The organism is Paraglaciecola sp. (assembly GCF_039964565.1).
In the GTDB taxonomy this organism is placed as follows: Bacteria; Pseudomonadota; Gammaproteobacteria; order Enterobacterales; family Alteromonadaceae; genus Paraglaciecola.
On sequence record NZ_JBDVXF010000008.1, the window covers coordinates 106,241 to 132,356 of the forward strand.

Below are 26,116 nucleotides of genomic sequence, written 5' to 3' on the forward strand. Positions count from 1 at the left end.
TTTTGTTTTCAAGTTTATGAGTTGTTAACCTAAAGACTTGCAAATTCATTCAAAAAGGAAACCTTATGCGTTTATTGCACACTATGTTACGGGTGGCAGATTTACAAGTTTCAATTGATTTCTACACCAAGCTCATGGGTATGAAACTGCTTAGGAAGAGTGAAAACAAGGAGTATCAATATACCTTGGCTTTTATAGGCTATGGTGAAGAGACAGATACTACAGTGCTGGAGCTGACCTACAACTGGGATAAAAACAGCTATCAAATGGGTGATGCTTTTGGGCATATCGCTATTGCTGTTGATGATATTTACGCCTTATGTGCATTTATTGAGCAACATGGTGGCGATGTTTATCGTAAACCCGGTCCCGTAAAAGGGGGCAAATCTGTCATCGCTTTTGTGCGTGACCCAGACGGTTATGCAATTGAATTAATTGAACGAAAATAAAGTGAGTATTATGAAATTATGTATTTTAGGACTGCTGATAATGATTCTTAGCAACCAAGTCAGTGCCACGCCTCCCTTGGTAATCGCGCATAGGGGCGCACCGGGCTATTTACCCGAACATACCCTCGAATCGGTTACTTTAGCCTACGCACAAGGCGCTGATTATATTGAGCAAGATTTGGTAGCGACTAAAGACTCAAAATTAATAGTCTTGCATGACATTCATCTTGAAACGGTTACAAATGTTGAACAAATTTTCCCAACCAGAAAACGTAAAGATGGGAGATATTATGCATTAGACTTTACTTTAGCTGAACTAAAGACCCTTAGAGTTCATGAGCGTCAAGATGCAGAGGGTAATCAGGTATTTCCGCTACGCTATCGAGGAGATGGGTCGTTTCAGATTGCAACTTTTGAAGACCAAATTGAATTGATTCAACAACTCAATCGTCAGTTCGGCAAAACTACTGGTTTCTACCCTGAAATAAAATCTCCTGCTTGGCATCTAGAACAAGGGATCGACATTAGCCAATTGGTAATGAATGTATTACGAAAACATAATCTAGACGATGCGAATAAAAACATTTACGTGCAGTGTTTTGATTTTGCCGAAACCCAGCGATTGCGTAATGAGCTTGGAGCAAAAGTAAAACTTATACAGCTTATTGCAGAAAATGACTGGTTAGAATCTCCAACCGACTATGATGTATTAAAAACGACTCAGGGATTGGAAGCTATTGCCAAAGTCGCTCAAGGAATTGGTCCTTGGATACCTCAATTGGTCGATCTTAAAACCATGCAATCGACAGGTTATGTTGCCCAAGCACATAACGCTGGACTTAAGGTGCATCCCTACACTTTTCGTAAAGACGCACTACCAGATGATGTTACTAAACAGCAGGCATTACAAATGTTGTTTAAACAGTTGAAAGTAGACGGTGTGTTTACCGATTTCACAGATACTGTAGTTGATTTCCTAGGGGACAAATAACTCTTAGTAGTGTCAGGCACACCAAATATAATCAATTAGCCTGATGTTAGAGCAACTATAGCATCAGGTTATCTAACTAATTCAAAACTGCCAAGCGCGTGATTTTTCCCGTTAATGATGGCTTCAACCTTATGTGTTCCAGTATACAAAGTGCGAGTGGTCATCACTTTTAGTGACACCTTTTTTGAAAACTTGTGAGACTTTTGGGGCCCAAGCTCAATGGCTTTTAACTTAAATACTTTTGGGTTGGCTTTACCGTTAGCTTTGATAAAGTGGATCGAAAAATCAACCATCAAAGCAGTGACGCAATCCCTCAGATTAGCGACGTCAAAACTCACTTGAATGGCTTTGCCTATTTGAGCTTTAGCCGGTAATATAGCGACATTCTTAATTTTAACGTCTACTTTTTCATCATACCCTAAGACCTGCAAAGCGCCTTTTTCGCCACGTTTAATGGCGCTACGTAAGCCATGCTTTACTAACCACGTTCTGTCTTTTGAGGCGTCTTTTAGCCATCTTTTGGCTATGTCTGCTAAAAGTGCAGGATGATCTTTACCTATGTCATTGAGGTTATTTGCTACCGAACGCCTTACATACAACTCGGGATCATCTTTGAGCAACTCTAATAAACGAACAACCGCAGTGGGGTCCTTAATATACTCAAGTAAACGTGATGCCCAAGGTAATCGAGGACGTGTTCCCTCTGATACCAAGCGCCTCACATGTAAATTGGAGTCTGATGCCCAAATTGCTAATAGCGCCAAACTTTTTTCAGGGTAACGTTGAATAAAGGGCCGAATAGCAAATTCAGCCGTAAACCTCTGAGTCAATTGATACAAAGCCTGCATTGAAATATCGAAATATTCCAAGCCATTGTCGCTGATATACATGGTGTGGGGCATATATAAAAACGACGCAACACTATTGTTTTCGTCCAGTTCTGCTGAGGAATCCAAAGACGCTAACAAAATATCTTGCGCTGTTTCAAAATCTGCAGGTAGAAATGCTGTTAACGCCACAGCAATTTTACGGGCTCGCGCCATTAGCTCCAATTGCTCATACCCTTGGCGTACTTGACCAACAAAACCAACTGAGTCAAAGGTCGGATGTACCTCACAAATCATTTTACTAATCTTCTCGGCGACCTCTACAGGGTATTTATCTTTTAGCAGTTCTGCCATTGTTACATTTCACTTTCTCGGGTCAGCGAGTCTAATTTCGCCAGATAAAGTAGTTCATCACTTGGCTTGAACGCTAAGGACGCTGCCTTTTTCATGGCGATTTTGGCTTGACGTCTTTTACCTAGGCGAACATAGGTTTTTGCTTGACCATAGAAGCTCTCATGTAAATATGGGGCGGCTTGAATAGACTTTTCATAGTAATTAAGCGCTTGTGAAAAGTTTTGTTGTGCATATGCTTGGTTAGCTAAATCATACCAACGATACGGGTTATCATCGCGAACGTCCTTAAATTTATGTTTCATCAAAGCCGCTTCACCTGATCGGTTAGTTTGTTCTAGCAATAAGATATAATTGCTAAGCAAACTAACTGAACTGTTCCCAGTTTTAATCTGATTGAGATATATCGTTTCTGCGAGCGCAGTGTTGCCGGTTATTTTGTGCAAAACAGCTAAGGTATTAAGCGTTTCAGAATTGTTGGGTGACAATTTCATGGCTGCGTCCAACAGCGAATAAGCCAAGTCAAATTTCATTGCGACTATCGCCTCAGCCGCTAAATTTTGGTAATACATAGCAGTAAAGTCTGCGTCGGAAATCAAACCACCAATAAAGCTATTTGACGTAGGAAAGTAATCAATAATGATTTTCGAGCGAAGCACACTAAGGGTGTATTTATCTTTATTGGTCATTTTGGGCGCATACAAATGAGACTGTACATGTGAGGAAATGGTCATTACACCAGCATTTCGCTGGTAAATCGGTGCTGAGTTTACTTTTCTAAACTCAATATCTAAACCAACAAGAGAGGCATATGCTTTTGTAAGGATCGCCAAAGATAGACAATTACCAGCGCGCTGCCTTGCGGCTAAGTCTGCATTAAGGGTTTCACCTCTATAATCAAATCCATCTAAAAAATTATCGATATAGTTGTATAAATGCTTGTGCCCTGCCACAGCAACATTGTCTTGTGCATAGTAATAATCTAAAAAGTGATTTTGACTCTCTTGGCTTAACCTAAATATATCCTGTTGCGATGGAACGGCGATTAATTCGAAAGAATCACTTTGCCATTTAACCTTTTCCGGCGGCTTTTCCAATAATGCATGTTTTGGCACAATATTTTTTGTCGCAACACAGCCATTGAGTAACAGCAATAAACCCAAACCCGTTATTATTCTCAACATCTATCTTATCCCTGAGAGTTCCAAACAATGAAACGATAACTAATCTAAATCTAAGATACTATCCCAATTAACAGCTTTGCTATTCTGCAATGATTTTTGAATAAGAGTTACGGATAAAGCTACTGATAAAATTACTGAAAATCTTGCTTAACTAAATCAGCGCAACGTTCCGCAATCATAATTGTTGGAGCGTTAGTATTACCGCCAACCAAAGTGGGCATCACCGAGGCATCAACAACTATCAAACCTTTCACTCCTTTTACCTTAACCAAATGATCGATTTCAACCATTACATCTTCACGACTTCCCAATTACAGGTGCATAACGATGAGAATATTTCATTTTTCTATATAAGAAGTCCTCAGGTACTCCCTTAACTTTATATCGACACCTTTCAGATTCGGGAAAACTTGATAGTAAATCACCAATTGAGACTGCATTTTAAACAACATGAAGTTATGTGAAATAATACGTAGGTATATTGTTTTAAGGGCGGTATATGTTCTTATCTCTAAAAATTAAACGCGTAAATATAGAATCAAAGACATGCCTATTTGTGAAAAAACACGATTCTTTTTGTATATTTCATCATCCGTAAAACACGAAATGCATCACCAATTCCTATGACTGCTTTTATAGATGACATTATTTTAATGTCGCTTAGATTTAAAACATCAAATATTAATACTCGGCCTCGCTTCAAAAATACGCAAACGATAAAAAAACAGAGAAAAATCCACATTATATTTTTGTTTCAAGTGATAGCTCACATCATCATAAGTAAATAACCTGAATTGTGTATCGCTCTACAGCGCATATCCTATCTACGTTTACGTTTGAATCGTTCTTCATTATCAATTTTATGTTGGGTTGTATTAAGCGCAAAAAAATCGCTTATGTCGAACTTCGACTAATACAATATTCGAAGCCTTATTATCGAATTTTTATCTATCAATTGAGCTGTCACTCATTCGACATCAATGGTACGAATTTGTTGTTTTAAGTTCTAAATTCAAAGTTTTTTTGCTGCACTTTGATGGAAATAACTAGGCAAAAACTAACTATCTATTTGGTTTACATGAAACGTAAAACAGTGAAACTCTCGATACACCAGTTGTGACGAATCCAAATAGTTAACATGCCAATAAACAAGTCGCCTAAATTCAATCGTAAACAGTTCTAATACTTTTGTCTAAGTGACACCCCTATAACAAATATTTAACCTTTAAATATATTTTAAACGCTAAACGTCGCTGTTTAAGCATCAGCGAGTTTTTATCATCCAAGGAAATTTTATGAAATTAGCTATAAATGTAATCTTATTATTATCACTACTTTTCAGTGCCAATTACGTGTTCGCAGCAGATGACGCTCGCCACTTTCCAGGTATTTTTATCGGTTATACAGATGCTGCCGATGAAACCCATTTTACCTACGGAATTGAATACGAATATAAATTCAATGACTCGTGGGGCTTAGGCGCAGCTTATGAAAAAATTGATGACGCCCACCACGATGATGGAGTCACAGTGACTGTAGCTCAGTTATTTTACCATCCTGTGAAGAGTCTTAGATTCGGGTTAGGTGTAGGCAAAGAAAAAATTGGTGGCGCCCATCCTCATACAGAAGATTTATATAGGGTAAGCGCAAGTTACGAATATCATATTGGTGATTTTGGCTTAGCACCTACCTTGGCAGTAGATTTTATAGACGGAGAGAAAGCCTATGTGTTTGGTGTCGCTTTTGTTAGACCCTTTTAACTATTCTAGCTAGCGCCACAACTAAAGTGAAATGCGAGACCCGACATATTAGCTCTCGCCCGATAGAGAATATTCAATATTACCATTCACTATCAGTATCAGTTTCAGTTTCAGTTTCAGTTTCACTTCAATGGAAATTGTTTTTTTTGAATTGAATACTTTCAGCAGTAAGTAAAAATCTAAATACAATGAGGAGTAAAACTCATGTTAAAGCGTATCAATATTAGGTCCAAAATTTATTTGTTGGGCTTTACCCTTTTAGCACTCATGCTAATCATTGGGGGTATTGCATTAGTTCAAATGGACAAAATAGGTAAAGAGTTAGTTGATATTGCAGAGGAAAATATCCCCTTGACTGGTAAGGTTACCAAAATAACCGAAAACCAACTTGAGCAAAGCATTTTATTTGAGCGAGCCATCTTTAACGCATCACTAGTCAAACAAAACATTCCTGGTAGTCTAGCGCATTTCGACCAACTTAAGAGTCAATGGGCTGAACTTACAATTATCATAGAACAAGACATTAAAGACACTGAGGTTTTCGTTACTAAGGCAATTGACGTTATTCACTCAGAAAAAGGCAAAGCAGAATTTCGTCATGTATTATCTGTCCTCACTGATGTTGAACATCGATACAAAGAATCCACTCTATCCTCAGAGAAAATTCTAAGTAAAGCTGGTACACACAATTTAATTGACATAGCTAAAGATGCCGCCGAAATGGAAAAGTTGCAAGACGCTTTAAAGCATGAACTTATTGATTTATTAGATGAAATTCAAAAATTTACGCTAGCAGCCTCTATAAAAGCTGAACAAGACGAACAGTCTGGCATAGTTTTGATAACTATTGCCTTCGTGGTTTCTCTAACGTTGGGCATTGTGTTTCCGCTAGTGATAAGTCGCTCTATAGTGGTGCCACTTAATAACTTAACTTCAAGGTTGGCTGAGATTGCAAGTGGTGATGGGGATTTAACCGTTTTATTAGACGATAATGCCAATGACGAAACGGGAGATGTAGCCCGCGAATTCAATAAATTTCTAGCGGTGTTGAGAACATTGATTATCAATACTACTAACCAAGCGAATGAATTAGAAAAAGCAACCGAACTTGCTTTAACTAATATGCAAAAAACAGCGACAAATGTAAATAAACAGCAAGCCGAAACTGAAATGGTCGCCACTGCTGTTAACGAAATGAGCAGCAGTGCTCTAGAAGTTGCCCGCAGCGCCTCAAATGCTTCGCAAGTCACACAAGAGGTAAAAGACAAAGTTACTGAAGGTCGACAAGAAGCCTTAGACACCCAAAAAATTATCAACCAATTATCAGAGGAAGTGAGTGAAGCCTCACAAGTGATAGAAAGTTTGGTTGAAGAAACAAATAGCATCGGCAACGTTTTAGAGTCGATTCAAGGTATCGCCGCACAAACCAATTTACTTGCTCTTAATGCAGCTATTGAAGCCGCTCGAGCTGGCGAGACTGGCCGAGGCTTTGCCGTGGTCGCTGACGAAGTGCGTACACTAGCGCAGCGAACCCAAACATCAACTGTAGATATCCAAGATCTTCTGGTAAGGCTTAAGGCTGAAGCCAATAATGCTGTCACAAGTATGAATAAAGGTACGGATAGCGCAGCAATTTGCTTAGAAAAAAGTGCCAAAACGAGTCAAACATTTGAAGAAGCGTCAACTTCAGTTACGCAAATTTCAGACTTAAATATTCAGATTGCTGCCGCAGCGGAACAACAATCTCAAGTCGTGGAAGAAATTAACGTGAATATAGTGAGAATTAACGACCTAGCATCGGTCACTTCTAAGGGTGCTAAAACCACATCAGAAGCCAATACAACCATAGCTAAGCGGGTAGTTGATTTACAAACTAACCTAAATGCCTTTATTGTCTAAGGATTCAATCATACACAAGGTTTTCTAAGTCTACTTATGCTTAGTTCACCTTGCGTATTCAAACGATGATTGGCCAAAACCATACTCACAGTACGGCTGATTTAATCGTTCATTAAAGCCGCGATAAGCTTTAAGCCAAGTGCTCACTGAGCCTTAGCAACCAACTTTCATCTAACATTTACAATACACTACTGTCAAAGTTACTGATAATCTTGCTTAATTAAATCAGCGCAACGTTCCGCAATCATAATAGTTGGAGCATTAGTATTACCACCAACCAAAGTGGGCATCACCGAGGCATCAACAACTCTCAAACCTTTCATTCCTTTTACTTTCAGCTCCGGATTTACCACTGTCATTGCATCGTCACTTCTTCCCATTTTACACGTGCCTACAGGGTGATAAATGGTTTCAGCTTTTTTACGAATAAAAGCCAAAATTTCTTCGTCTGTTTGTGCATCAGGACCAGGCCCGATTTCCCATGAGTGGTAGTTATCAAAGGCCGCAGCAGCGAGGATTTTTCTGGCTCGTCGAACACCATCAATCATCACTTTTTGGTCATCTGGGTGTTCTAAATAATGGGGATCAATTACCGCCAAATCCTTTGGATTATTTGAACGTAGCGTGATCTCACCTCTGCTTTTGGGGTACAGGCCACAAACGTGCACACCATATCCATAACCAAACGCTGTTGTTCTTCCGTGATTCAACAATATCGCGGGTAAAAAGTGATATTGAATATCAGGAATGTCGCCGGCGTTTTGCGTTCTGTCAAAGCCCCCCGCTTCAGCAACATTGCTGGTCATCAAACCTTTACGATTAAACAAATAACTAAAGGCCGCTTTAACATAACGTGGGATAAGTGCCAATGATATTGAATAACTCTCACGACTTTTACAACGATGCTGAACAATAGCATCGAGGTGATCTTGCAAGTTTTGCCCTACGCCCGGTAAATCGACTATAGTTTCAATACCCTTTTCAGCTAAGTGTTTTTTAGGTCCTAAACCAGATAGCATTAACACTTGTGGTGAGTTTATTGCGCCAGCTGAGAGTATCACTTCTTTACTCGCTGTCAGCGCAACTGATTCACCATTGATTTGCACTTTTACCCCTGTAGCCACGCCATCACTTATGATAATTTTTTCAACTAACGCTTTGGTAATAACCGTTAAATTGGGTCGCGATAACGCTGGTGACAAGTAGCCTTTAGCCGCAGAGCAGCGTTGACCGTTTTCTTGCGTCACTTGATAAAAACCCAAGCCTTCACGTTTAGTACTATTAAAATCTGTGACCCTAGCCAGACCTACGTCCTGTGCCGCATTAACGAAAGAGTCTGATAAAGGGTTGGTATGTCGCAGGTCACTAACACTTAAGTAACCATCGGCCCCATGAAATTCACTTTCTCCATGCTGTTGTTTTTCTGACTTTTTGAAATAAGGTAGCACCGTTTGCCAATCCCACCCTTTGGCCCCCATTTCACTCCAAAGATTATAATCTTCAGGTACACCGCGAATGTAACACATGGCATTGAGCGAACTCGAGCCTCCCATTACCTTGCCCCTAGGCCAAAAAAGCTTGCGGTTATTTAAATGTGCTTGTGATTCGGTATGGTATTCCCACCCCAAATTAGTCATGCGAGATAAAAACGCCAAACCAAATGGAATATGAATAAACGGACTTTTATCCGCGCCTCCTGCTTCAATCAAACACACCTTAAATTGGCTATTTTCGGTGAGACGAGCCGCTAAAGTGGCACCCGCTGAACCAGCACCAATAATAATAAAATCGAATTGTGTTTGAGACATTTTTTGCATGAATCGACTACTTATTTGAAACTGAAAACTATGCGAATGTTTGTGATAAATTATATATTTAAAACAGAATGTTCTGTTGATTTAGCGCTAACAAAACTCATCTGATGTCATACCAGTGAGTCTATCAAAAAAGTTATCTTAGTGTTACTTTCCTGTAAACTTAGAAATCTCCTGTCGGAATAACTTTATACAATAAAATTCAATTAGTTATAAAATGCATGTTAAGCATAACATTATCATTAATATTTATGGAGAAGCATTAGTTTGATCTCGAAATCTATCAAATCGTCATTTCGATTACTCCTAGCTAAATGTCTTATCCGACTTAAACGACTTAAGTACGTGGATTATTCAGTAGAAGAGATAAGTCAGCTAATTGAACCTCACTTGCCACTTTCATTTCCAATTTCCGTACCCCGAGGTGACGGGCTTTTTACCTTGTCAAAAACTAAAATAACTATGCCTTTTAACGGAAACTACATCCAAGCAGAGTTATTGGGGGGCATTGAAGTCACCTATATTGGCAACCCTATCTATCGAGCTCATATCATTTTAGTTGTGCAAGCTAGACCCTACTACGACCCAACTAAAAAAAATGTACTTTTAACAGATATTAAAATGACGGACATTCAAATGTTAAACGATGAATATGCCATTTTGAAAGATACCTCTAGCCTTATAAACCTCTTTGTACCTAGTCCAGTTTTATCTATGGTAACTGGAACCATGAAAACCGCTTTTAACTTAATGACAGGCACCACGGCCACTGAGGCTCAAAGCTATTTGCAAGTGTATTTAAGTGGCAGCAAACAGAAGGTATTGGATTATCACAAACCTCAAATAGAAAACATCATAGTTGACTTAGCAGCCGGTGAAGACATGCAGTACACACTAGACTCCAACGATTTTGAAGAAGCCTTGTTTATTCAATATGGCAAAAAGGTTGCTGTAGAAGCAGGCAACCTACGCTTTAAGTTTTGAGCTAATTCCAGAAAGTGGCAGTCTAATCAACGATTCGCCGCTAATGATTCTCTAGGTAAAACCTTTCCCGCGGATATAACAGTTACAATTGAGTCAAAAGCGTCAATGTCTATTAGAGGGTTTTTACCCAAAATTAACAAGTCAGCACGTTTTGTGACTTGAACACTGCCTATTAAATTATCTAAATTAAACAACTTAGCATTAGTAGTGGTTGCCGCCTCCAAAAATTGTTTGCCGGTTACTCCCGCTTGTTGCCACCTTTTCATTTCATAACGCCCATTTAAACCTGGGGGATTAGCAAAAGTTAAATCACTAGGTGTATCACTTCCAAATGATAACGTACCACCATTTTTCATCATATATATGAGAATTGACATGGCTCGTTGTATCGGGATTTTTCCAATATTATCCCATGTATCGGATCGTAGAATATGTTTGACGTAGTCTACTTTAGCCAGACGATGACGAAAACTCTGGCCTTCTGGAGTTTTATACCAATTAATCAACGATCGCGGTAAAACTTTTGCCAAGTCAGTTGTTTCTAAATAGGTGGGATCAAACAAATCTCGCTCACCATACAGCACTTGAATTGTAGGTTGCAGCACTATGTTTTTAGCTATTGCCGAATCGAGTATATTGCGAATATCTCCATGAATAGCGCTTTCTGTTGGGTCGTTCCATGTCCACATACTGTGAGCAAATACGTCGACACCTGCATTAATGCCAAAGCGCTGCGCCTCTTGTGAGTTGGCGTGAAGCAAAAGCGGTAACTGCGCCGCATTAGCGGCAGTTTTTAAGTCACGAATTAGCTTTAAGCTGGGCGTAGGCAAGTTTCCTTTGCCACCAAAGCCACTTTCATAATGTGTTTTGACACAACTTGCGCCTGCGGCTCGCATTTTTTCTACTACAGCTTCGGGCGTATGTTGCAGAGGATCAACCCCTGGTGGCACGTATTCTCCATCTAACAGAAAATAAGGAGTGAGTTGATATCGAAACGGCTTTGGTACAAAGCTCATTGGGTAACCGTCGACTACAGGTGCAGCCCCGCAAAAATAAGCTTGAGGGCGAATTTCACGCTGATTCCAATTGGCAATATTACGTGGGTCAGAGTGTAAATCTATCACAGTGGTAAAACCGTGATAGAGATAACTTCTAGGGATCTGCTCAGTGGCTTCTTTAACAATTTTTGGATAGGCTTGTGAATGTTCATAACTCATTCCAGGCACACCACTAAGATGAGTGTGGGCATCGATTAAGCCGGGTGTAAGAAATTGATCCGTTCCGTTGATAACTTGGTTGGCTTTTACCTGCAAATCTTTGCCAATAGACACAATTTTATCATCTACGATATACACGTCATGATTATCAAGAGGCTCCGACAGCTCAGGTGAAACAATACTTATGTTTCTAATTAATGTGCCTTTTCGCGTTTCAATACTTGATGAAGTCTCTCGGTGTTTTCGACAGAATTCAACGCTACCATCTAACGACGTTTGGTTTTCACATAGCGCCTTTAACATATTACGAGCATTATCTGAGTCAGGAAAAAGTTGGCTATTTAGCTGCCATACTGCCGCAGCTTTGTGGTTTGCTGAGGCCCAAAAAAGCTGTTGTGCCAATGAGTCTATTTCGTGCTCCTTCACAACAAATTCATCAGCATGAGTTATTAAATAGTTAACCTGCTGCTCGAGGGTTCCGTCTAAGGCAGCTTTAGTCAGCATAAAAGTGATGGGTAATGGCGACTCGACAACGTTCATATTTTTATGTTGGCCCGCGAGCACTGCGTATAAATCCGACACGAGCTGCTGTTTATGCCAGTAATTTATGCCGTTATTGCTAAGGATAATAACAGTGAAACGTGTAGTGGGGTGTTGCGCCTCATTTCGTGCGTCGCCTAGTACACTTAACATGCTGCTAAAACCCTGCAATTGACCATTATAAGATAACCAGTCCAAGGACTTATTGTCACTCAGGTCTAACTGACCTTTTTGCCATGCGAAGCTTTGCTTGGTGTTGAGCCAAAAATCCAAAGTGTGCTGTTTGAGTAGCTTCCCTGAAAACAAAGCTTGCTCAAAATTAAACAGGTCAACAACTGTTGAATAAATATTCGCACCAGCAAAAAACACCTGCATGTTTAATGTTGATTGGACTTCGAAACCGACAGACGCACCGATCCTATACCCCACAGTGGGTATTGTAGGATCCATTGCTGCGTCCTCGACACCGCTAGAATGCATATTTGATGGCTGAAAAATACGTTTATGTAGGTTTGTTTGGTACGACATTCCACTCAGCTTTTCGATAATACAACCAAGTAAAAAATAATTTAGGTTGCCATAATGGTATTGTTCTCCGGGTTCAGACAAAAGGGTTAACTGACTGATAGTCTGTAACCACTCTGATCTACTGAAATTGTTCTGGTATTTGCCTTCTTTCCAACCGGGTAACTGAAAGTGCCCGGGCAATCCCGAGGTATGAGCAAGTAAATGACGAATGGTAATTTTTTGACCTTCAGCCGAAGTATATTCTGGTAAAATTTTATGGACAAAGTCAGATAGTTTGAGTTTTTTCTGCTCCATCAATTGCATAATCAGCAATGCCGTAAATGTTTTACTTAAGGAGCCTATTCTAAAAGGAGTGTTTGGCGTATTAGGAAGATTCTTATTAATATCGGCAAAACCAACTCCATGTTCATAGATCACTTGATTGTCTTTCGCAATGAGAACAGAACCGTTGAACACGCCATATTGATGGTAGGACTGGATCACCGCCTCAACTTTTTTAGTCACGTTTTGTGATGCGTCAGCCGTATTAAAAACGACTGGCATAAAGGTTAAATAAAATCCAACAAGGCAAGACATTATGTGAAAGCGCATATTTTCCTCAATAAACAGAATCATAGAAATAACAGAAAAATCAAACGACCGTGTATTTCTAAACCAAAGATTCAGCTATGCTAAGATGCATCAAACTAAAAAGCCTTAACGAATTCTAATTTTTTCCTAACAGAATAATAAACATAATAAAATCAGATGCATACCACTAGTAAAAACAACAGCGGTCAATTCCAGATTGGCGAGTGGACTATCGTTCCATTAGAAAATTGTTTACTTCAAAACGATCATAAAATAGTGGTTATTCCTAAGGTGATGGATTTACTGTTGTACTTCTCCAAAAATGCAAACCAAGTGATAAGTATTCAACAACTATCTGAAGCAATATGGCCAAACGAATTTGTGGGTGACAATGCCATTTACAATTTAGTTGGGCAACTTCGCAAAGCACTCGGCGATAATACTGCTAAGCCAGTTTATATCGAAACCCTATCCAAAAAAGGATACCGATTAATCGCCGATGTCACCCATGCAACTTCTTGTAACGCCACAACACTACCACTAAAGAAACCACGAAAAACCAAGTTAAAAATAAAGATAAAAAAATGGTCTGTGATTGTTGTGTCTGTATTAACCATCACTTATTTACTCAGTGTCATTCTGTCAACATCAGAGATAAAAACAAAACAACTGCCTTTGGCGCAACAACACTACTCACTCGGTCAGTTTCACCTTAATAGAGGCAAAGCCCATAACATTCAAAAAGCGATCAGTTATTTTCAACTTAGCTTAAGCATTGAACCTGATTACATTAACTCAATGCTAGCGTTAGGGTTTGCCTATTGGCAGTTATCCCATATCGAAGGTTTCGCTCACTCTACCTACAACAATAAAGCCAAAGAATTGGCGAAAAAAATGCAGAAAATTGCCCCCAAAGATGCAAATATTTTGGCTTTGGGCTATCTCACTCTACCTCAAGAAAAACGTAAACTTGCCCCTCATGAATGGTTAAAGAAATATGACAACGGTCAATTAACTCATAGGACGTTTATCGCATTTTCAATGATCTATTTTGATGAGGGAAAAATAGACGCTGCAATCGAGTTACAAAATAGCGCCCTCAGTTTGTGTGCTAATTGTGCGTATATTTATAATGCTTTATCTACCTCACAACTTATCAAGGGCCAATTAAAGAGAGCATTTTCAAACTTTCAGTTATATTTGGAGCTTGATGAAGGGCAAGTAAATAACCCTCTAAAAGAGTTCGGTTACAGCAATTTAAAACTTACAAAGTTAAAAGCCACCACTAAATGGATTAAAAAGAACGGCATTGACCATGATGCGCTCGGTCCAAAACAGCGCAACTCGCTAGCCCTTTTCTACCTATCAATACGTCAACCTCAAAAGGCGCAGCAGTTGTTGCATTCGGTTTTAAAGGGGCAAGATAATAGCTTTTTTACTTTATATACCTTTGCGGCATTTTACGGCGCGGAGCAAGATCATCAAAGGAGCCTGGCTTTTTTTGAAAAGAGGGCAAGACTTTATCCTGACAATAAACGGTTTGTCATATCCGTCGCGTATTCTTGGTGGATAGCGGGTGACCCAATCAAAGCGCTAGATATACTGAAACGTAGTAAAGTAGCAAATGACCTTAGTATCCTTCAAAATAGTACTGATATTGGCTTGATTCAATTGTATGGAGCGTTATTACTGGAAAATGCACAATATGATCAAGGCCAACGGCTCTTAGAAACGTTGGCCAAACGTTTCGAGCAAGGGTTACTTGCTTCATCAGAACACGCTTATATGGCGTACGCCCAAACTCTTTCCCTTTTAGGCAAAAAACAACTTGCCCTACAAGAATTAGAAACGACCCTAGCAAGCGGTTGGGTAGAAGACTTCAACAATAATTGGTGGTACCTCGAAAACGATCCCTTTTTCAAAAATTTGTTAGGAATACCACAGTTTGCCGACCTGCTTGAAGCCCATAAAAATAAGATCAGTTTATTAACCGAGTAATTACCATGGCCTTATTGATAGTAAACACCACACCAGCACTAACCACTGCGATTCCACAAATTTTGATTGCCAGCTACACAAAAATAATTATGCGGCTCCCAGTAATCAGGCACAAAGGCGGCGCTTTGTTCTGGTTTAAAGTCGTATGTTAACTTTTCCATGATCTCAATTAAGCGCTTTGGATCAATTTTCACTAACTTTTTGCGTGCCACCGGAAAATGTAGATTGAGATTTTTATCTACTGCCAGTGTTTTTCCGGACGTTAAGAACATTAAATTTTTTGTTACCGGGCGGCAAACAGGTTCGTCCAACACCTTGGGATTCAATTCTGTGACTATGGCATATTCGTATATTTCTAGTTCATTACCTCTAATGTCTCTAGGTATATAAACAATGCCATAGCCCAAAGGAAAATGACCCACTATATCCACAAACACCTTGGCAATCTGTTTACTAATCACCTTCTTTATCGCTAATTGCTCTATTAGAATTGAGGCGGTTGGGTAACTTTTGCGTTGAAAATCGTGTTTAGTCGAAAAAATAATAGAAGCATAAATTTGCGGTATTTTTAGGATCTCACTAGTACCTTGTTTAGCGTTGTTGGCATCTAACACTAAACCGAGCTGAAACTTTAACCTTTGCTTTTCGGATTCATCAAACTCTACCTGCTGCTGCGCAGTGCTAGAACTCGCTTGCTGGCAACCTAAACCATTTTGTAAATAATCGATGGTATAGTCGTAATTCAGACGCAACATTTTCTCGCGTTCATGTTTTTCCAATAAACGGAATCTGTCCTTCTCGCCTTCTTCACCTTCTAAAAGCTCAACTAAATCTGGATGTTGCAATCCTACATCCTGAAAAATGGCTGCAAGCATAATTGGCAAAATTACCGACTGTGTATAACAAATGTAATCACTGGCTTCAGGTTCATAACGTTTTTTAGGATCATAGTGTTTCATCATGTAGGCATTCTTCACAACGCCGTCTATCACCAGTTTATCTAGTACTCGCAAACTTAAAACAGCCTTGTACGCAGGTTTTAACTTATGATGCAGTGCCGCTAATTTTTTACCCTTACCCGGTGAAAACAACACTAGGGTAGATAAAAACTTAGCGCTTTTTAACTGTGTGTCGTCAAAGTCATTACCTTCGCTCAAAGACAGCAGGTTAAGACACATGTCTACCGCATCATTTAGTCTGGCGAGCCTAGCGCTTTTTTGCACCAGCAGTTCGTGGTTGTACTTTCTTTTAAGAAACAACAATTGTTCGTCAAGTTTTGATGCCTTTTGAGATGATTGCGCTTTTTTGGCTGATATAACCTGTTGCATCTCGGTTTTTATAAGCTGCAGTTTTTGTTTATTTAACGGCTCCTGCTTGAAGTACTGTGCCGCTTGTTGATACAAAGACGGGGTCTCGTCTTCGTTTCCACTAATACCGTTGACGATTCTATCTACCGAAATGGTATAACTAGAATTCGAATTTTTATCTAGCACAATAATTTAACCTGAAAAATGATAAGGATTGTTGTAAGTAAGGTTTGTTGGAACTTCATATATCACCGAGGTTGAGTCTTTTACTATGCGTTTTTCGTTCAAGTCGAATCATTCTAAACCAAAGACTAGCAACGAATAAAGGTAAATAAACACGCCTAGTATCGATAGACTTTTCACACCTACTTTGCGTTGCTTGTTAATACATCCTTTTTACTGCGCTATTCACAATTAGGGAAATAACTTACGGTCCACAATGTCAAGGTTTACTATTTTAAAACCCTTTATTTGCCTTTGTGGTGTTTTTCGATAAAGGGTTGCTCTTCAACAATAGAAACATCTTCATTGACAAGCAGCTCGCCGATATTTTCAATACTCTGCGTTGGATCATCTACACACTTCTCTAACAATTCAAATGCTTCAAGACAGTATCGTCGCAGAGGCTCTAAACTATCAATCTTATTGTTGCAACAAACCAACCCAACATTGGCCTGCCCGTTATAGGTAACCAATGTAATATTCACTCCACCACCAGGCGTGATAGTGGAAATAGGATAGGCAGCAAGCACCTCGTTTTCTTTAAAATACATTTTTTGTGAGGGTCCGGGCATGTTCGACACTAAAGTGTTGGCAATAGGTTTAACCCAATTAGATAGACCTAACATTTCAAATATGATGGCGTAAGTTTGAATCAACAAGGTGTAATAACTGAATGATGCCGGATGGGAAGCTTTAGCAGGTCGCGTGACTTTGCGGTGATTCTCAATTATCTCTCGGAGTCGAAGGTAAGGGTCAGTATGCCCATGTGCGAGTTCAACTGGCACTATGGCAATTTGATTGCCATAAGTCGTTTCTCCCGGTCTTCGCAAGTTAATCGGCATATTGGTATATAACGCCTTTTTAAATGTATGCCCATAGTCTCTAAGTTGACGGTGTATTGCGATATCAAATACGCACAACATTACCTCGTTCGCTGACGCGCGCAATCGTTTACTGAGGGCTTTAACACGTGCAAAATCTATATCTAGCGTCGCTATTGCCCGACCTTTTTTAACTTGCCCAGTGAGCACTGTTTTTGTACCTGAAAAAGGTAAAGGCATATAGTTTGTGTTTATTCTTAGTAACTTCAGCAACAACCTAACGATGATCCACAGCAGATCTTTGGTGGCGATAACAAATCCCCAAACACCTCCAAAAACGGCTTGAAACCAATGAGCTTTGAAGCGTTTTTTGGGCGTTCTGTCTAGCGACCAAACCGGAACAAAACCATCAACAACGGGTTCTGGACTGTATCCAGCCTGAAACCAACGGATAAGTGTACTACCGTCACCACACATATGATGAATTTTAATATAAAGAGCAAATAGCTTGGTACTGTTGTCTTTGATTAAGTGAAACTGCCAAAGCGGTTGTTCTCTGTCTAACCATGGTTCATGTAAGCTAGCCACAAATTTATGTAATTCAGGCTTGTTGTTTACGTCTGCAATGGTATGTATCTGAACATGGTATTCCATGTCTAATTGTTTAACTGGAACAAACCTTAAGGGATATCCTAAAAAGGTACTGACTTTGCAATTAAAAGGGGTGCATGCTTGGTCATTGGCGCGTAACTCTGCCACGAGTTCATCAACATAGTCGGGTGAGGCCTTAGCTGGCATTTTTAATAGTTGTAAGCTGGCGACATGTTTAGGGTTATCCTCAGACTCAGTAACCCAAAAAGTCTTGTCTAAAAAGGTAAGCTTTTTACTCATAAGGTAATCCTTTTATTCTCAGTCGAGGACAACTATCCATTATTATTCAACAGAAAATTCACGGTTGGCAATGGCCTCTTGCAAATGATGCAACTCACCCTGTTCAATATTAATATACGGTAATAGGGCAAATAAAATGGCTGACAGACTTTTATATAAATACTCATCACCATTAATATCATGACCTTTTAAAGCGTAATAATTTCCAGCTTGACTAAATACTAAGCCAATTATCTCTACCATTTGGTTACACTGACCAGGTGAAGCAACAATTGACTTTTGTATTACGAACTTAGCCAGTAGCTCTGTTACACACCGCTCTTGTGCAGCCATCAATTTGATAAACCCTTTGGCGACGCTCGGGTATTTATCGCTTAAATCATTGGGGTTACGATATAAAAAACGAAATAAGTGATTTTTTTCAATAATAAGATACAGGTAATAAAAAAAATCTTCGATACTAAGGAGTGTATCGGATTGGTTGCTGGGAGCGTCTAAAATGGCGCGCATTTGTTGTTGATACAACTCAAATAGGGCTGCCACTATGACTTCCTTACCTTTAAAATGATAATACAAATTGCCTGGACTGATATCTAATTCCATTGCAATCTCAACACTACTCACGTTGTTTTCGCCTTGTTGATTAAAGATATCAAGGGCGGTAACTAATATACGCTGAGCCGTTTTCATTTTATTATCACCAAAATGTGATGGAGCATGTTGTATCATTCCACACTGCAAGCATGAAGTGCAAGTGTTTGAAAATAAAGCTTTTGTCTTTAAAGGCAAAGAATAACTATTTAGGACGAATAATGATAAGAGTACTGTTCAATAAAAAAGGTGGGGTCGGCAAGTCAAGTTTGGCAGTTAACCTAGCAGCAATATCAGCGAAACAGGGATATCGAACCTTACTCATTGATTTGGATACCCAATGCAACAGTAGCGCCTATCTGAATGTTACAGATTTACCCAAGGACAGTGATATTGCTGATTTATTTGAGCAAACTATCACTTTTCATTTACACAGGCGTCCCGCCAGTGATTTCTGTCATCCAACACAAGTTGAAAACCTCGATATTATCGCCGGCTCACAGCGGCTATCCGAGCTTGAAAGTGAGTTAGACAGCAGACATAAAATTTACAAATTAAAAGAAGCCTTAGATTCTCTTCAAGGGACCTACCAACATATATTTATTGATACCGCCCCTGCACTCAACTTCTACAGCATGTCGGCACTAATAGCAGCGCAACGATGTTTAATACCTATCGATTGTGATGACTTCGCGCGGCAAGGATTATATAGCCTGCAACAAAAAATCGCTGAGATTAAAGAAGATCATAACGACAATCTCGAAATTGAAGGGATTATAGCCAATCAATATATGGCAAACGCTAATTTACCGAAACAAATAATCAACGAATTAATAGCCGAGGGGTTTCCTGTGTTATCAGAATATATTGCTCAGTCAGTTAAAATGCGCGAATCCCATCAAGCTAAAAAGCCACTTATCATGTTGGCCCCGAAACATAAACTAACGCTATCGTTAATTGCGATATTTGAGCTTCTAGATAAACACGAGATATAGCTGAATAAAACCAGCGCCCATGCCCAAAAATGCACCAGTCACTATTAACTTCCACTCATCAGCTTCGTAGGCGGGGCGAAGTACGCCTTCGAATTCTTCTGGCGATAACGCTTGCATCCGCTCACATAGATCGTCACCAATCCTTAAGGCTTTGTTGGTATATTCATAGGCGTAGGCTAGATAGGTTTCTGAATCAGAAAAAATGCGCTGAGTGGCGAGGGATTTCATTTTGAAATATGAGTCTGAACCCACCCCTAAGGCAAAATAAGGTTGTGCAATTGCCACATAACGCTCAATCGCATCATTTACATGTAGCTCGATTAATTCCAACAATTGTCCTGAACCCGAGCCATGCACCGCAATTTCCATGATATTTTTTGAAGTCATTAATTTTGCCTCAATAATATCTGCATACACTCTAGACACTTCTTTTTGACGTTTTAAAAACATACCTTGTATAGTGAAGCCCATAAATTTAACCGGATACTTGGGTTCAAAAATGACTTTCAAGGCAATCCAGTTTGTAGCATAACCGACAATCAAACCACCCACGGGCAGAACCCACCAAGTTGGATAAAACATCCAAACCACCATGGTGGGCAAACCAAATAAAAAGCCAAAATAAAAACCAGACTTTTCAATAAAAGGAAATTCTTTTTCGCCTGATTTTAGGAATATTTCGTTAATAAGCTCAGGCGCATTCACCAATTGCCCAACAACTAATTCTTTAATATCAACTATTTCTTCGATGTTATGCTTAAAATCATCCACCATTTTAGTGACAACATTAGGCATATCAGCCTCGACCCTTGCATACACCAAATTTTTGCCATGCACCGGTAACGAAGCCCATAATTGCGGAGCGGATTCTTGCATGACATCATTAACTATGGTTCGAATAGTTTGTTTAAGGCGCCTCTGAATAGCTTTGGTAAGCTCGATTGGATCGATGCGGTCCGCTAACTCTTTCACACTAAGCAACTTACCTAACACTAATTCAACTTCAATTTCTGCCATTTCGCGGCGTTTAGCAGGTATTAAACCTTGCCACCCTAAATAGGGCTTCATTCCTATAAATTCGATAGGATAAAACATCATTTTGACAGCTAAAAAATTAGTAGACCAACCCACTATCGCGCTAATAAAAGGAATAGATAACAACGGGAGATGAGTAATGAGTTGATCAATTAATTGCATAAAAAACAGTTGCGCCTGTGAATTATTAAATTGCGGCTTGCATCAGCCAACTACGAGGCTAACTATTGGAATTAGAATGGTCAATCTAAAAATACCCAAGCACGGGAAATATCCAAATAAAACCCTTTTTAAATACAATTAGTTAGCTCTTCATATCAAGACTTAATCCACACCGATGCCAATCATCTGTAATTTTTTGGGTAGCAATTTCTAATTATTTACGCTTATATCTGGTCAGATTAGTAAAACCAGAGACTTGTATGGCAAATCATACCCTTACTGAATTACAAGATATCATGTCACAAGCCAACTCTTATGAAGAGTATTACGAGGCTGCACTGGCTCATGACGAATTGTCTGGCGCCCAAGAATGGAAAGCCAAAGACCACAGCAAGGATTACGATTACCGACTTATTCGCAAGCGAGTGCAGCGCATAAAACAAGCACGAGTTAGCGGAGATACATCAGGTTTAATGTATATTTTACATGAAGGCTTACATGGCAATTTAGGCAATATAGCCTCGTCTGCTTTAAATCAACACACCAAAATTGGCACAAAATTCCTAATTGAAGAATTTATCCAAGAAGTCTGCGGCGCATTAGATTTTATTTATCAAGCCGATGAAAATGAAATCGACTTCTACGAGAAACTATCATTCTTTGAGGAAACGGCTCAAGCATTTGGACGCAGTTGTTTAATGCTAAGTGGCGGTGCTGGCCTTGGTTTTTTCCATTGTGGCGTGGTCAAATCTTTGGTGGAACATGACTTGTTACCCAAAGTTATATCAGGCGCCAGTGCAGGTTCTATCATTGCAGCTCTGGTGGGTACACGTTCCAATGAAGAGTTATTGGAAGTGATGAAACCTGAGGTTATCCAACAAAAATTTAAGAAATGGCGATTATGGAAAGGATTTGGACTAGATAGTTTGCTTGACAGTAGCAACCTAGAAAATGCCTTAATTGAATTATTTGACTTAACCACCTTTGAAGAAGCCTTCAAAAAAACCGGCCGGCATATGACTATCACGGTTTCTCCAGCTGACTTACATCAACATTCACGGTTACTCAATGCAAAAACCTCGCCCAATGCTGTTATTACCCAGGCAGTCAGAGCCTCGACGGCTATCCCACTGTTATTTTCGCCAGTACAATTAAAGGCAAAAAACAGAGCCGGAGAGATTGTCCCTTATATACCCAACAGACGGTTTGCGGACGGCTCTATTATGGCCGATTTACCCTTCGACCGATTGGCCAGACTATATGGAGTGAATCATAGTATTGTCAGTCAGACTAACCTTATCGCGGTGCCCTTTCTAGCTAGAGATAAACGCGATACCACAGGGCTTATTGGCTTAACTTGGCGCTATGCTGCCAAAGTTGCCAAAGTAAACAGCATCTATGCCTTTGATATACTTGAAAATCTGATTAGTCACCGCGCCGCAAGATTAGGCATACACAAAGTGCGCTCTATTGTGGATCAACAATATGTCGGTGACATTAATATTCTGCCAAGTGCCACTGTTGCCAATTTAAAACATATAGGTTCAAATCCCAGTTTAAAAAGCATTCAGGAACTAGTACACCACGGTGAACGCGCCACGTGGCCGCAGCTAGATTTAATTAAACGCAACACATTGATCAGTAAAACCATTAGAGACTATTTAACCAAATTAAAACAAAGAGAAGCAAGACTACTTAGTGAACGTAATGGACTGCGAGTGGTAAATTATTAAACGAACGTAATCGTCGTTGTCGAGATTAATTTAGCCACTCGACCTTTTTAACTCAAATACTGATACCAATCCGTAAAAATAGGGTTGGAAAGCATACGCTTGGTTAATCGCTAATGTTTTCTGATTTGACCACAGTTGCCCAGACTCATAAGATAACATTTCTGAATACAGCAGTTATGGACCACAAAATGAAATGGACAGAACAAACCCTTTCATCATTATCTACCGAGGGCGGTTATCGATTACGTGGTGAAAATATGACGCGGATAGAGGTTTTCTCCGATGCCGCATTTGCATTTGCTGTCACTATGTTAGTTATTTCACTGAGCACAATTCCACAGAACTTTAATGAGCTCCTAACAGCATTGCAAAGAATCCCCTCTTTTGCAGCGAGTTTTGCCGTTATGATGCTTATATGGATCTCTCACCGCCGCTGGAGCCAGCGCTTTGGGTTAGATGACGGAGCTTCTACCTTTTTGACTCTTGCACTGATTTTTGTTGTGCTTGTATACGTTTATCCACTTAAATTAATAATGGATCTGATGTTTTATGCATTTTCGCAGCGCTGGTTTCCTGCCGATTTTCAAGTTTCCAATACTGCCGAGGTCGCTGTTCTACTTGCGATTTTCAGTTTCGGCTTTTTCCTAATTGCTTTGATCCACTTTGGTTTGTATCTCAGAGCCGCGTCAAAATCAAAGGATTTGTGCTTGAGCCAATTAGAGCAACTGTTGATACACAAAGAACTATTGTTATGGATAATACAAGCGACGTTGGCGCTGTTAGTCGCACTGTTAGCGTTGTTATTTATGTCTTCTTTAGGTTACCTCGCGGGTCTCGCCTATAGCTTAACCCCGGTAATCATTCCGTTGGTCACGCTTAAGACTAGAAAAAAGATACGAACTCACTTATCCGCTCGATAATCATTAAAGTATTGATAGTTAAGGGAAACTAAAGTCCTAAGTGACTCAATTCTGTCTTTATCTGAATTCACAAACCAATAACCAAGCCGCTAATGTAGCGGCTTGGTTTACAAACTTAAGATTAACCAACCTTATCATAAGTGAAGCTTTGGTCTCTCTGATTATTTCTCGCTAATCTTTCATCTCTGCATTAGCTTCTTTGGTCGAAGGCTCAACAGGTGTCGCTTTAGCAGTGGGTTTAGCTGCGGCTTTTGTTGGCGCTTTAGTAGTTGTTGCTTTAGCTGCTGTTTTAGTTGGAGCTTTTGTAGCCGAGGCTTTAGCTGGTGCTTTGGTAGCCCTTGCTTTAGCAGCGGGTTTAGCGACAGTTTTAGTTGCCGCTTTAGCTGTCGTCGCTTTAGTGGCAGGTTTAGCTGAAGCTTTAGGTGCCGCTTTGCGAGTTGTAGCTTTAGTCGCTGCGTTGGTAGCAGGTTTAGCAGCAGCTTTTTTGGTGGCACTGGTAGTTGTTTTTTGCTCGGCAGCTTTTTGTTGAGCCAGTTTCGCCACGACATCAATTAAGTTATCTACTCGCTGGGTTAACATGTCAATTTTTTGATCACGGTTTTCATTACTGAAACCAAACTTTGCTTTTAATGCTGAAATTTTGTCTTTTAACATTCTTTTGACCTCTAGATTTGCTTGTATTTGAACTTCAACTGACTCACCTTTTTCAAGCAAATCATTGAATAACTGTGAGCCTCCGACGAATAGTCGATCCATTTTATCAACCGCTTTTTCACGCCCGCTGTCGTAAGCCCCTACCCCAACTAACCAGGTTTTATGTGCCATAGCGAATGATTTTTTAGCTGAATGCATCTTGATTCTCCTATTATCTTAGTTCACACAAATACAGCGCGAGTTAAACGTACCCAACATATTCTATGGGCTTTGGCCCCTTGATATTGTTGGGTATGGCGCGGATTACTTAGCTGCTAATTTCGCAACTGCATCTGTAAGCGCATCAATTTTTGCTGATAACTCTTCAACTTTTTGATCTGCACTCACTGTGTCTAAACCTAATTTTTTGCGTACTTCTGCAACCCGAGTTTCAACTTTGTCTTTTACTTGAAACTTGTCTTTAGCTTCGGTTTCAATTTCAGAACCTTTTACTACTAGTTCATCAAAAAGTTTACTCGCTTCAACACTGATTTTTTCGTAACGCCCTTGGGCTTCATCAAAACCTTTGCCATATGCGCCTAAACCTGCAAGCCAAATTTTACGTGCGAACTCTTCAGCTTCGTTAACTTTACCTTTAATAGAATCTAATTTAGTCATGGAAATTTCCTCGTTTAATAAAATGGATCGGTATAGATTACGAGCAAGATTAAACAAACGAATTAGAAATCGCATACTAATTAGATGATTGTTTTGATTTTTATAAGGATATTTTTAAATACACAGAAGACTGGCAGGACTGCCAGTCTAAAAATTGAAGTACAGGTTAATCAACTAACCCTTTTGGCATGTCAGCGCGCAGCTGTTGCCAAATTTTGCCACTTTCAATGCCATAATCCCTAATGACAAGGGGAACACGCTCGTAATCGCCTTTTTCAGCGAGCTCTAACAATTGCTTATAATAGCCTCGGGTTAAATCTCTAGAGTCTTGATTAGAGAAATAATATCCTCCAATTCTTGAATACAAGCCTCTAAAACCATTCATCATTAACACATATACAGGGTTTCCAGAGGCAAACGCTAGGTCATGGTTTAGTTGATAATCAGCCTGCGCGAAAATCTTACCGTCGTCGGAAATATCGGTGTGGTTTTTTAAAATTTCAATGGTCTTTTGTTGTTGGTTGCGGATAGCTCCACGAATAAATACCGCACTTAAATTGGTTCTCGCTGCTAACAAATGGTCGACAAGTTCAGGGATCCCATCTTCATCAAGTCTAGCTAAGGTTTCTAAGATATTGAGGCCTGATGTCTCCCAAAAGTTGTTTACCTTGGTTGGTTTACCATGTTTGATAGTAAGCCAACCGTCTCGGGCTAAACGCTGCAATACTTCACGTAAAGTGGTGCGAGTGACACCAATAAGTTCAGATAACTCTCGTTCTGCAGGAAGAATTGTGCCGGGAGGGAAGCGTCCACTCCAGATAGATTCCACTATGTATTCTTCAGCGAATCCTGCTGGGCTTTGTGCCTTGTATATCATCAACCACTCACTTCATTGTTATTGTTTTTGGGATTCTTATACACTGATTGTACCAGATGATTTTTACCGGTAACAACGAAACTTTGAAATGTTAACAAAGTATTACTAAAAACTAGAAAAATTTTACCTTATTGTGTGC

20 protein-coding genes and 1 pseudogene are annotated in these 26,116 nt (G+C 39.7%); 9 read left to right on the forward strand and 12 right to left on the reverse strand.

From position 1 onward, the window contains the following. Window positions 1-65: 65 nt before the first annotated feature. Together gloA and glpQ are read left to right on the forward strand one after the other, a co-directional pair. Complete coding sequence (gene gloA, locus ABJK37_RS05050; RefSeq protein ID WP_348350775.1) at window positions 66-449, forward strand: lactoylglutathione lyase; 384 nt, start codon at window positions 66-68, stop codon at window positions 447-449. A 10-nt stretch (window positions 450-459) separates the two neighbouring features. After that, a complete protein-coding gene (gene glpQ, locus ABJK37_RS05055) occupies window positions 460-1,440 on the forward strand; it encodes a glycerophosphodiester phosphodiesterase (protein WP_348350777.1) in 981 nt (326 codons plus the stop codon). Between the two features lie 68 nt (window positions 1,441-1,508). On the opposite strand, the gene ABJK37_RS05060 is transcribed toward glpQ, so the two are convergent. The 3 genes and pseudogenes from ABJK37_RS05060 to ABJK37_RS05070 form a co-directional block, all read right to left on the reverse strand. Continuing rightward, window positions 1,509-2,621, reverse strand: coding sequence for a DNA alkylation repair protein (locus tag ABJK37_RS05060; protein ID WP_348350779.1), 1,113 nt, complete (start codon window positions 2,619-2,621; stop codon window positions 1,509-1,511). A 2-nt stretch (window positions 2,622-2,623) separates the two neighbouring features. Next, a complete protein-coding gene (locus ABJK37_RS05065; protein ID WP_348350781.1) occupies window positions 2,624-3,802 on the reverse strand; it encodes a hypothetical protein in 1,179 nt (392 codons plus the stop codon). A gap of 131 nt (window positions 3,803-3,933) precedes the next feature. Then, window positions 3,934-4,113 (reverse strand): annotated as a pseudogene (locus ABJK37_RS05070) (GMC oxidoreductase); the annotation flags it as partial. A gap of 984 nt (window positions 4,114-5,097) precedes the next feature. Here ABJK37_RS05070 and ABJK37_RS05075 point away from each other — a divergent pair. Together ABJK37_RS05075 and ABJK37_RS05080 are read left to right on the forward strand one after the other, a co-directional pair. Further along, window positions 5,098-5,562 (forward strand): hypothetical protein, encoded by a 465-nt coding sequence (locus ABJK37_RS05075; protein ID WP_348350783.1) that lies wholly within the window; start codon window positions 5,098-5,100, stop codon window positions 5,560-5,562. Window positions 5,563-5,766: 204 nt separating this feature from the next. Further along, entirely contained in the window at window positions 5,767-7,461 is a 1,695-nt protein-coding gene (locus ABJK37_RS05080) for a HAMP domain-containing methyl-accepting chemotaxis protein (protein ID WP_348350784.1), read from the forward strand. 200 nt (window positions 7,462-7,661) lie between these two features. Here the strand turns inward: ABJK37_RS05080 and ABJK37_RS05085 are convergent, their stop codons facing one another. Next, entirely contained in the window at window positions 7,662-9,278 is a 1,617-nt protein-coding gene (locus ABJK37_RS05085; protein ID WP_348350786.1) for a choline dehydrogenase, read from the reverse strand. Between the two features lie 342 nt (window positions 9,279-9,620). On the opposite strand from ABJK37_RS05085, the gene ABJK37_RS05090 reads away from it, so the two are divergent. Then, on the forward strand, window positions 9,621-10,259 hold the full coding sequence (locus tag ABJK37_RS05090; RefSeq protein ID WP_348350788.1) for a hypothetical protein: 639 nt from the start codon (window positions 9,621-9,623) through the stop codon (window positions 10,257-10,259). Between the two features lie 26 nt (window positions 10,260-10,285). Here ABJK37_RS05090 and ABJK37_RS05095 read toward each other — a convergent pair whose 3' ends face one another. Next, entirely contained in the window at window positions 10,286-13,135 is a 2,850-nt protein-coding gene (locus tag ABJK37_RS05095; protein ID WP_348350790.1) for a serine hydrolase, read from the reverse strand. Between the two features lie 156 nt (window positions 13,136-13,291). Between ABJK37_RS05095 and ABJK37_RS05100 the strand changes: the two genes are divergently transcribed. Further along, on the forward strand, window positions 13,292-15,112 hold the full coding sequence (locus tag ABJK37_RS05100; protein WP_348350792.1) for a winged helix-turn-helix domain-containing protein: 1,821 nt from the start codon (window positions 13,292-13,294) through the stop codon (window positions 15,110-15,112). Window positions 15,113-15,150: 38 nt separating this feature from the next. Here ABJK37_RS05100 and ABJK37_RS05105 read toward each other — a convergent pair whose 3' ends face one another. The 3 genes from ABJK37_RS05105 to ABJK37_RS05115 all read right to left on the reverse strand — a co-directional run bounded on the left by ABJK37_RS05105 (window position 15,151) and on the right by ABJK37_RS05115 (window position 19,082). Then, complete coding sequence (locus ABJK37_RS05105; protein ID WP_348350794.1) at window positions 15,151-16,605, reverse strand: hypothetical protein; 1,455 nt, start codon at window positions 16,603-16,605, stop codon at window positions 15,151-15,153. Window positions 16,606-16,886: 281 nt separating this feature from the next. Continuing rightward, on the reverse strand, window positions 16,887-18,353 hold the full coding sequence (locus ABJK37_RS05110) for a wax ester/triacylglycerol synthase domain-containing protein (protein WP_348350796.1): 1,467 nt from the start codon (window positions 18,351-18,353) through the stop codon (window positions 16,887-16,889). A 42-nt stretch (window positions 18,354-18,395) separates the two neighbouring features. Continuing rightward, on the reverse strand, window positions 18,396-19,082 hold the full coding sequence (locus ABJK37_RS05115; protein ID WP_348350798.1) for a TetR/AcrR family transcriptional regulator: 687 nt from the start codon (window positions 19,080-19,082) through the stop codon (window positions 18,396-18,398). Between the two features lie 83 nt (window positions 19,083-19,165). On the opposite strand from ABJK37_RS05115, the gene ABJK37_RS05120 reads away from it, so the two are divergent. Next, window positions 19,166-19,939: a ParA family protein gene (locus ABJK37_RS05120; RefSeq protein ID WP_348350800.1), complete on the forward strand. Its 774-nt coding sequence runs from the start codon at window positions 19,166-19,168 to the stop codon at window positions 19,937-19,939. Here ABJK37_RS05120 and ABJK37_RS05125 read toward each other — a convergent pair. Then, on the reverse strand, window positions 19,919-21,136 hold the full coding sequence (locus ABJK37_RS05125; protein WP_348350802.1) for a DUF445 domain-containing protein: 1,218 nt from the start codon (window positions 21,134-21,136) through the stop codon (window positions 19,919-19,921). The genes ABJK37_RS05120 and ABJK37_RS05125 overlap by 21 nt on opposite strands. Window positions 21,137-21,396: 260 nt before the next feature. On the opposite strand from ABJK37_RS05125, the gene ABJK37_RS05130 reads away from it, so the two are divergent. Together ABJK37_RS05130 and ABJK37_RS05135 are read left to right on the forward strand one after the other, a co-directional pair. After that, the gene (locus ABJK37_RS05130; RefSeq protein ID WP_348350803.1) at window positions 21,397-22,869 is read left to right on the forward strand and encodes a DUF3336 domain-containing protein; all 1,473 of its coding nucleotides are present in this window, start codon (window positions 21,397-21,399) and stop codon (window positions 22,867-22,869) included. A gap of 188 nt (window positions 22,870-23,057) precedes the next feature. Continuing rightward, entirely contained in the window at window positions 23,058-23,789 is a 732-nt protein-coding gene (locus ABJK37_RS05135) for a TMEM175 family protein (protein ID WP_348350805.1), read from the forward strand. Window positions 23,790-23,960: 171 nt separating this feature from the next. Here ABJK37_RS05135 and ABJK37_RS05140 read toward each other — a convergent pair whose 3' ends face one another. From ABJK37_RS05140 to fadR, 3 genes are all read right to left on the reverse strand, one after another. Next, window positions 23,961-24,641: a hypothetical protein gene (locus ABJK37_RS05140; RefSeq protein WP_348350807.1), complete on the reverse strand. Its 681-nt coding sequence runs from the start codon at window positions 24,639-24,641 to the stop codon at window positions 23,961-23,963. Window positions 24,642-24,746: 105 nt separating this feature from the next. After that, window positions 24,747-25,100: a phasin family protein gene (locus ABJK37_RS05145; RefSeq protein ID WP_348350809.1), complete on the reverse strand. Its 354-nt coding sequence runs from the start codon at window positions 25,098-25,100 to the stop codon at window positions 24,747-24,749. A 166-nt stretch (window positions 25,101-25,266) separates the two neighbouring features. Further along, the gene (gene fadR, locus ABJK37_RS05150; RefSeq protein WP_348350811.1) at window positions 25,267-25,977 is read right to left on the reverse strand and encodes a fatty acid metabolism transcriptional regulator FadR; all 711 of its coding nucleotides are present in this window, start codon (window positions 25,975-25,977) and stop codon (window positions 25,267-25,269) included. Window positions 25,978-26,116 lie beyond the last annotated feature (139 nt).

Excerpts from the sequence above, each read along its gene's own strand:
- gloA (WP_348350775.1), top strand. The coding sequence starts at position 66 with ATGCGTTTATTGCACACTATGTTACGGGTGGCAGATTTACAAGTTTCA.
- glpQ (WP_348350777.1), top strand. The coding sequence starts at position 460 with ATGAAATTATGTATTTTAGGACTGCTGATAATGATTCTTAGCAACCAA.
- ABJK37_RS05060 (WP_348350779.1), bottom strand. The coding sequence starts at position 2,621 with ATGGCAGAACTGCTAAAAGATAAATACCCTGTAGAGGTCGCCGAGAAG.
- ABJK37_RS05065 (WP_348350781.1), bottom strand. The coding sequence starts at position 3,802 with ATGTTGAGAATAATAACGGGTTTGGGTTTATTGCTGTTACTCAATGGC.
- ABJK37_RS05075 (WP_348350783.1), top strand. The coding sequence starts at position 5,098 with ATGAAATTAGCTATAAATGTAATCTTATTATTATCACTACTTTTCAGT.
- ABJK37_RS05080 (WP_348350784.1), top strand. The coding sequence starts at position 5,767 with ATGTTAAAGCGTATCAATATTAGGTCCAAAATTTATTTGTTGGGCTTT.
- ABJK37_RS05085 (WP_348350786.1), bottom strand. The coding sequence starts at position 9,278 with ATGCAAAAAATGTCTCAAACACAATTCGATTTTATTATTATTGGTGCT.
- ABJK37_RS05095 (WP_348350790.1), bottom strand. The coding sequence starts at position 13,135 with ATGCGCTTTCACATAATGTCTTGCCTTGTTGGATTTTATTTAACCTTT.
- ABJK37_RS05100 (WP_348350792.1), top strand. The coding sequence starts at position 13,292 with ATGCATACCACTAGTAAAAACAACAGCGGTCAATTCCAGATTGGCGAG.
- ABJK37_RS05110 (WP_348350796.1), bottom strand. The coding sequence starts at position 18,353 with ATGAGTAAAAAGCTTACCTTTTTAGACAAGACTTTTTGGGTTACTGAG.
- ABJK37_RS05115 (WP_348350798.1), bottom strand. The coding sequence starts at position 19,082 with ATGATACAACATGCTCCATCACATTTTGGTGATAATAAAATGAAAACG.
- ABJK37_RS05120 (WP_348350800.1), top strand. The coding sequence starts at position 19,166 with ATGATAAGAGTACTGTTCAATAAAAAAGGTGGGGTCGGCAAGTCAAGT.
- ABJK37_RS05125 (WP_348350802.1), bottom strand. The coding sequence starts at position 21,136 with ATGCAATTAATTGATCAACTCATTACTCATCTCCCGTTGTTATCTATT.
- ABJK37_RS05130 (WP_348350803.1), top strand. The coding sequence starts at position 21,397 with ATGGCAAATCATACCCTTACTGAATTACAAGATATCATGTCACAAGCC.
- ABJK37_RS05135 (WP_348350805.1), top strand. The coding sequence starts at position 23,058 with ATGAAATGGACAGAACAAACCCTTTCATCATTATCTACCGAGGGCGGT.
- ABJK37_RS05140 (WP_348350807.1), bottom strand. The coding sequence starts at position 24,641 with ATGCATTCAGCTAAAAAATCATTCGCTATGGCACATAAAACCTGGTTA.
- ABJK37_RS05145 (WP_348350809.1), bottom strand. The coding sequence starts at position 25,100 with ATGACTAAATTAGATTCTATTAAAGGTAAAGTTAACGAAGCTGAAGAG.
- fadR (WP_348350811.1), bottom strand. The coding sequence starts at position 25,977 with ATGATATACAAGGCACAAAGCCCAGCAGGATTCGCTGAAGAATACATA.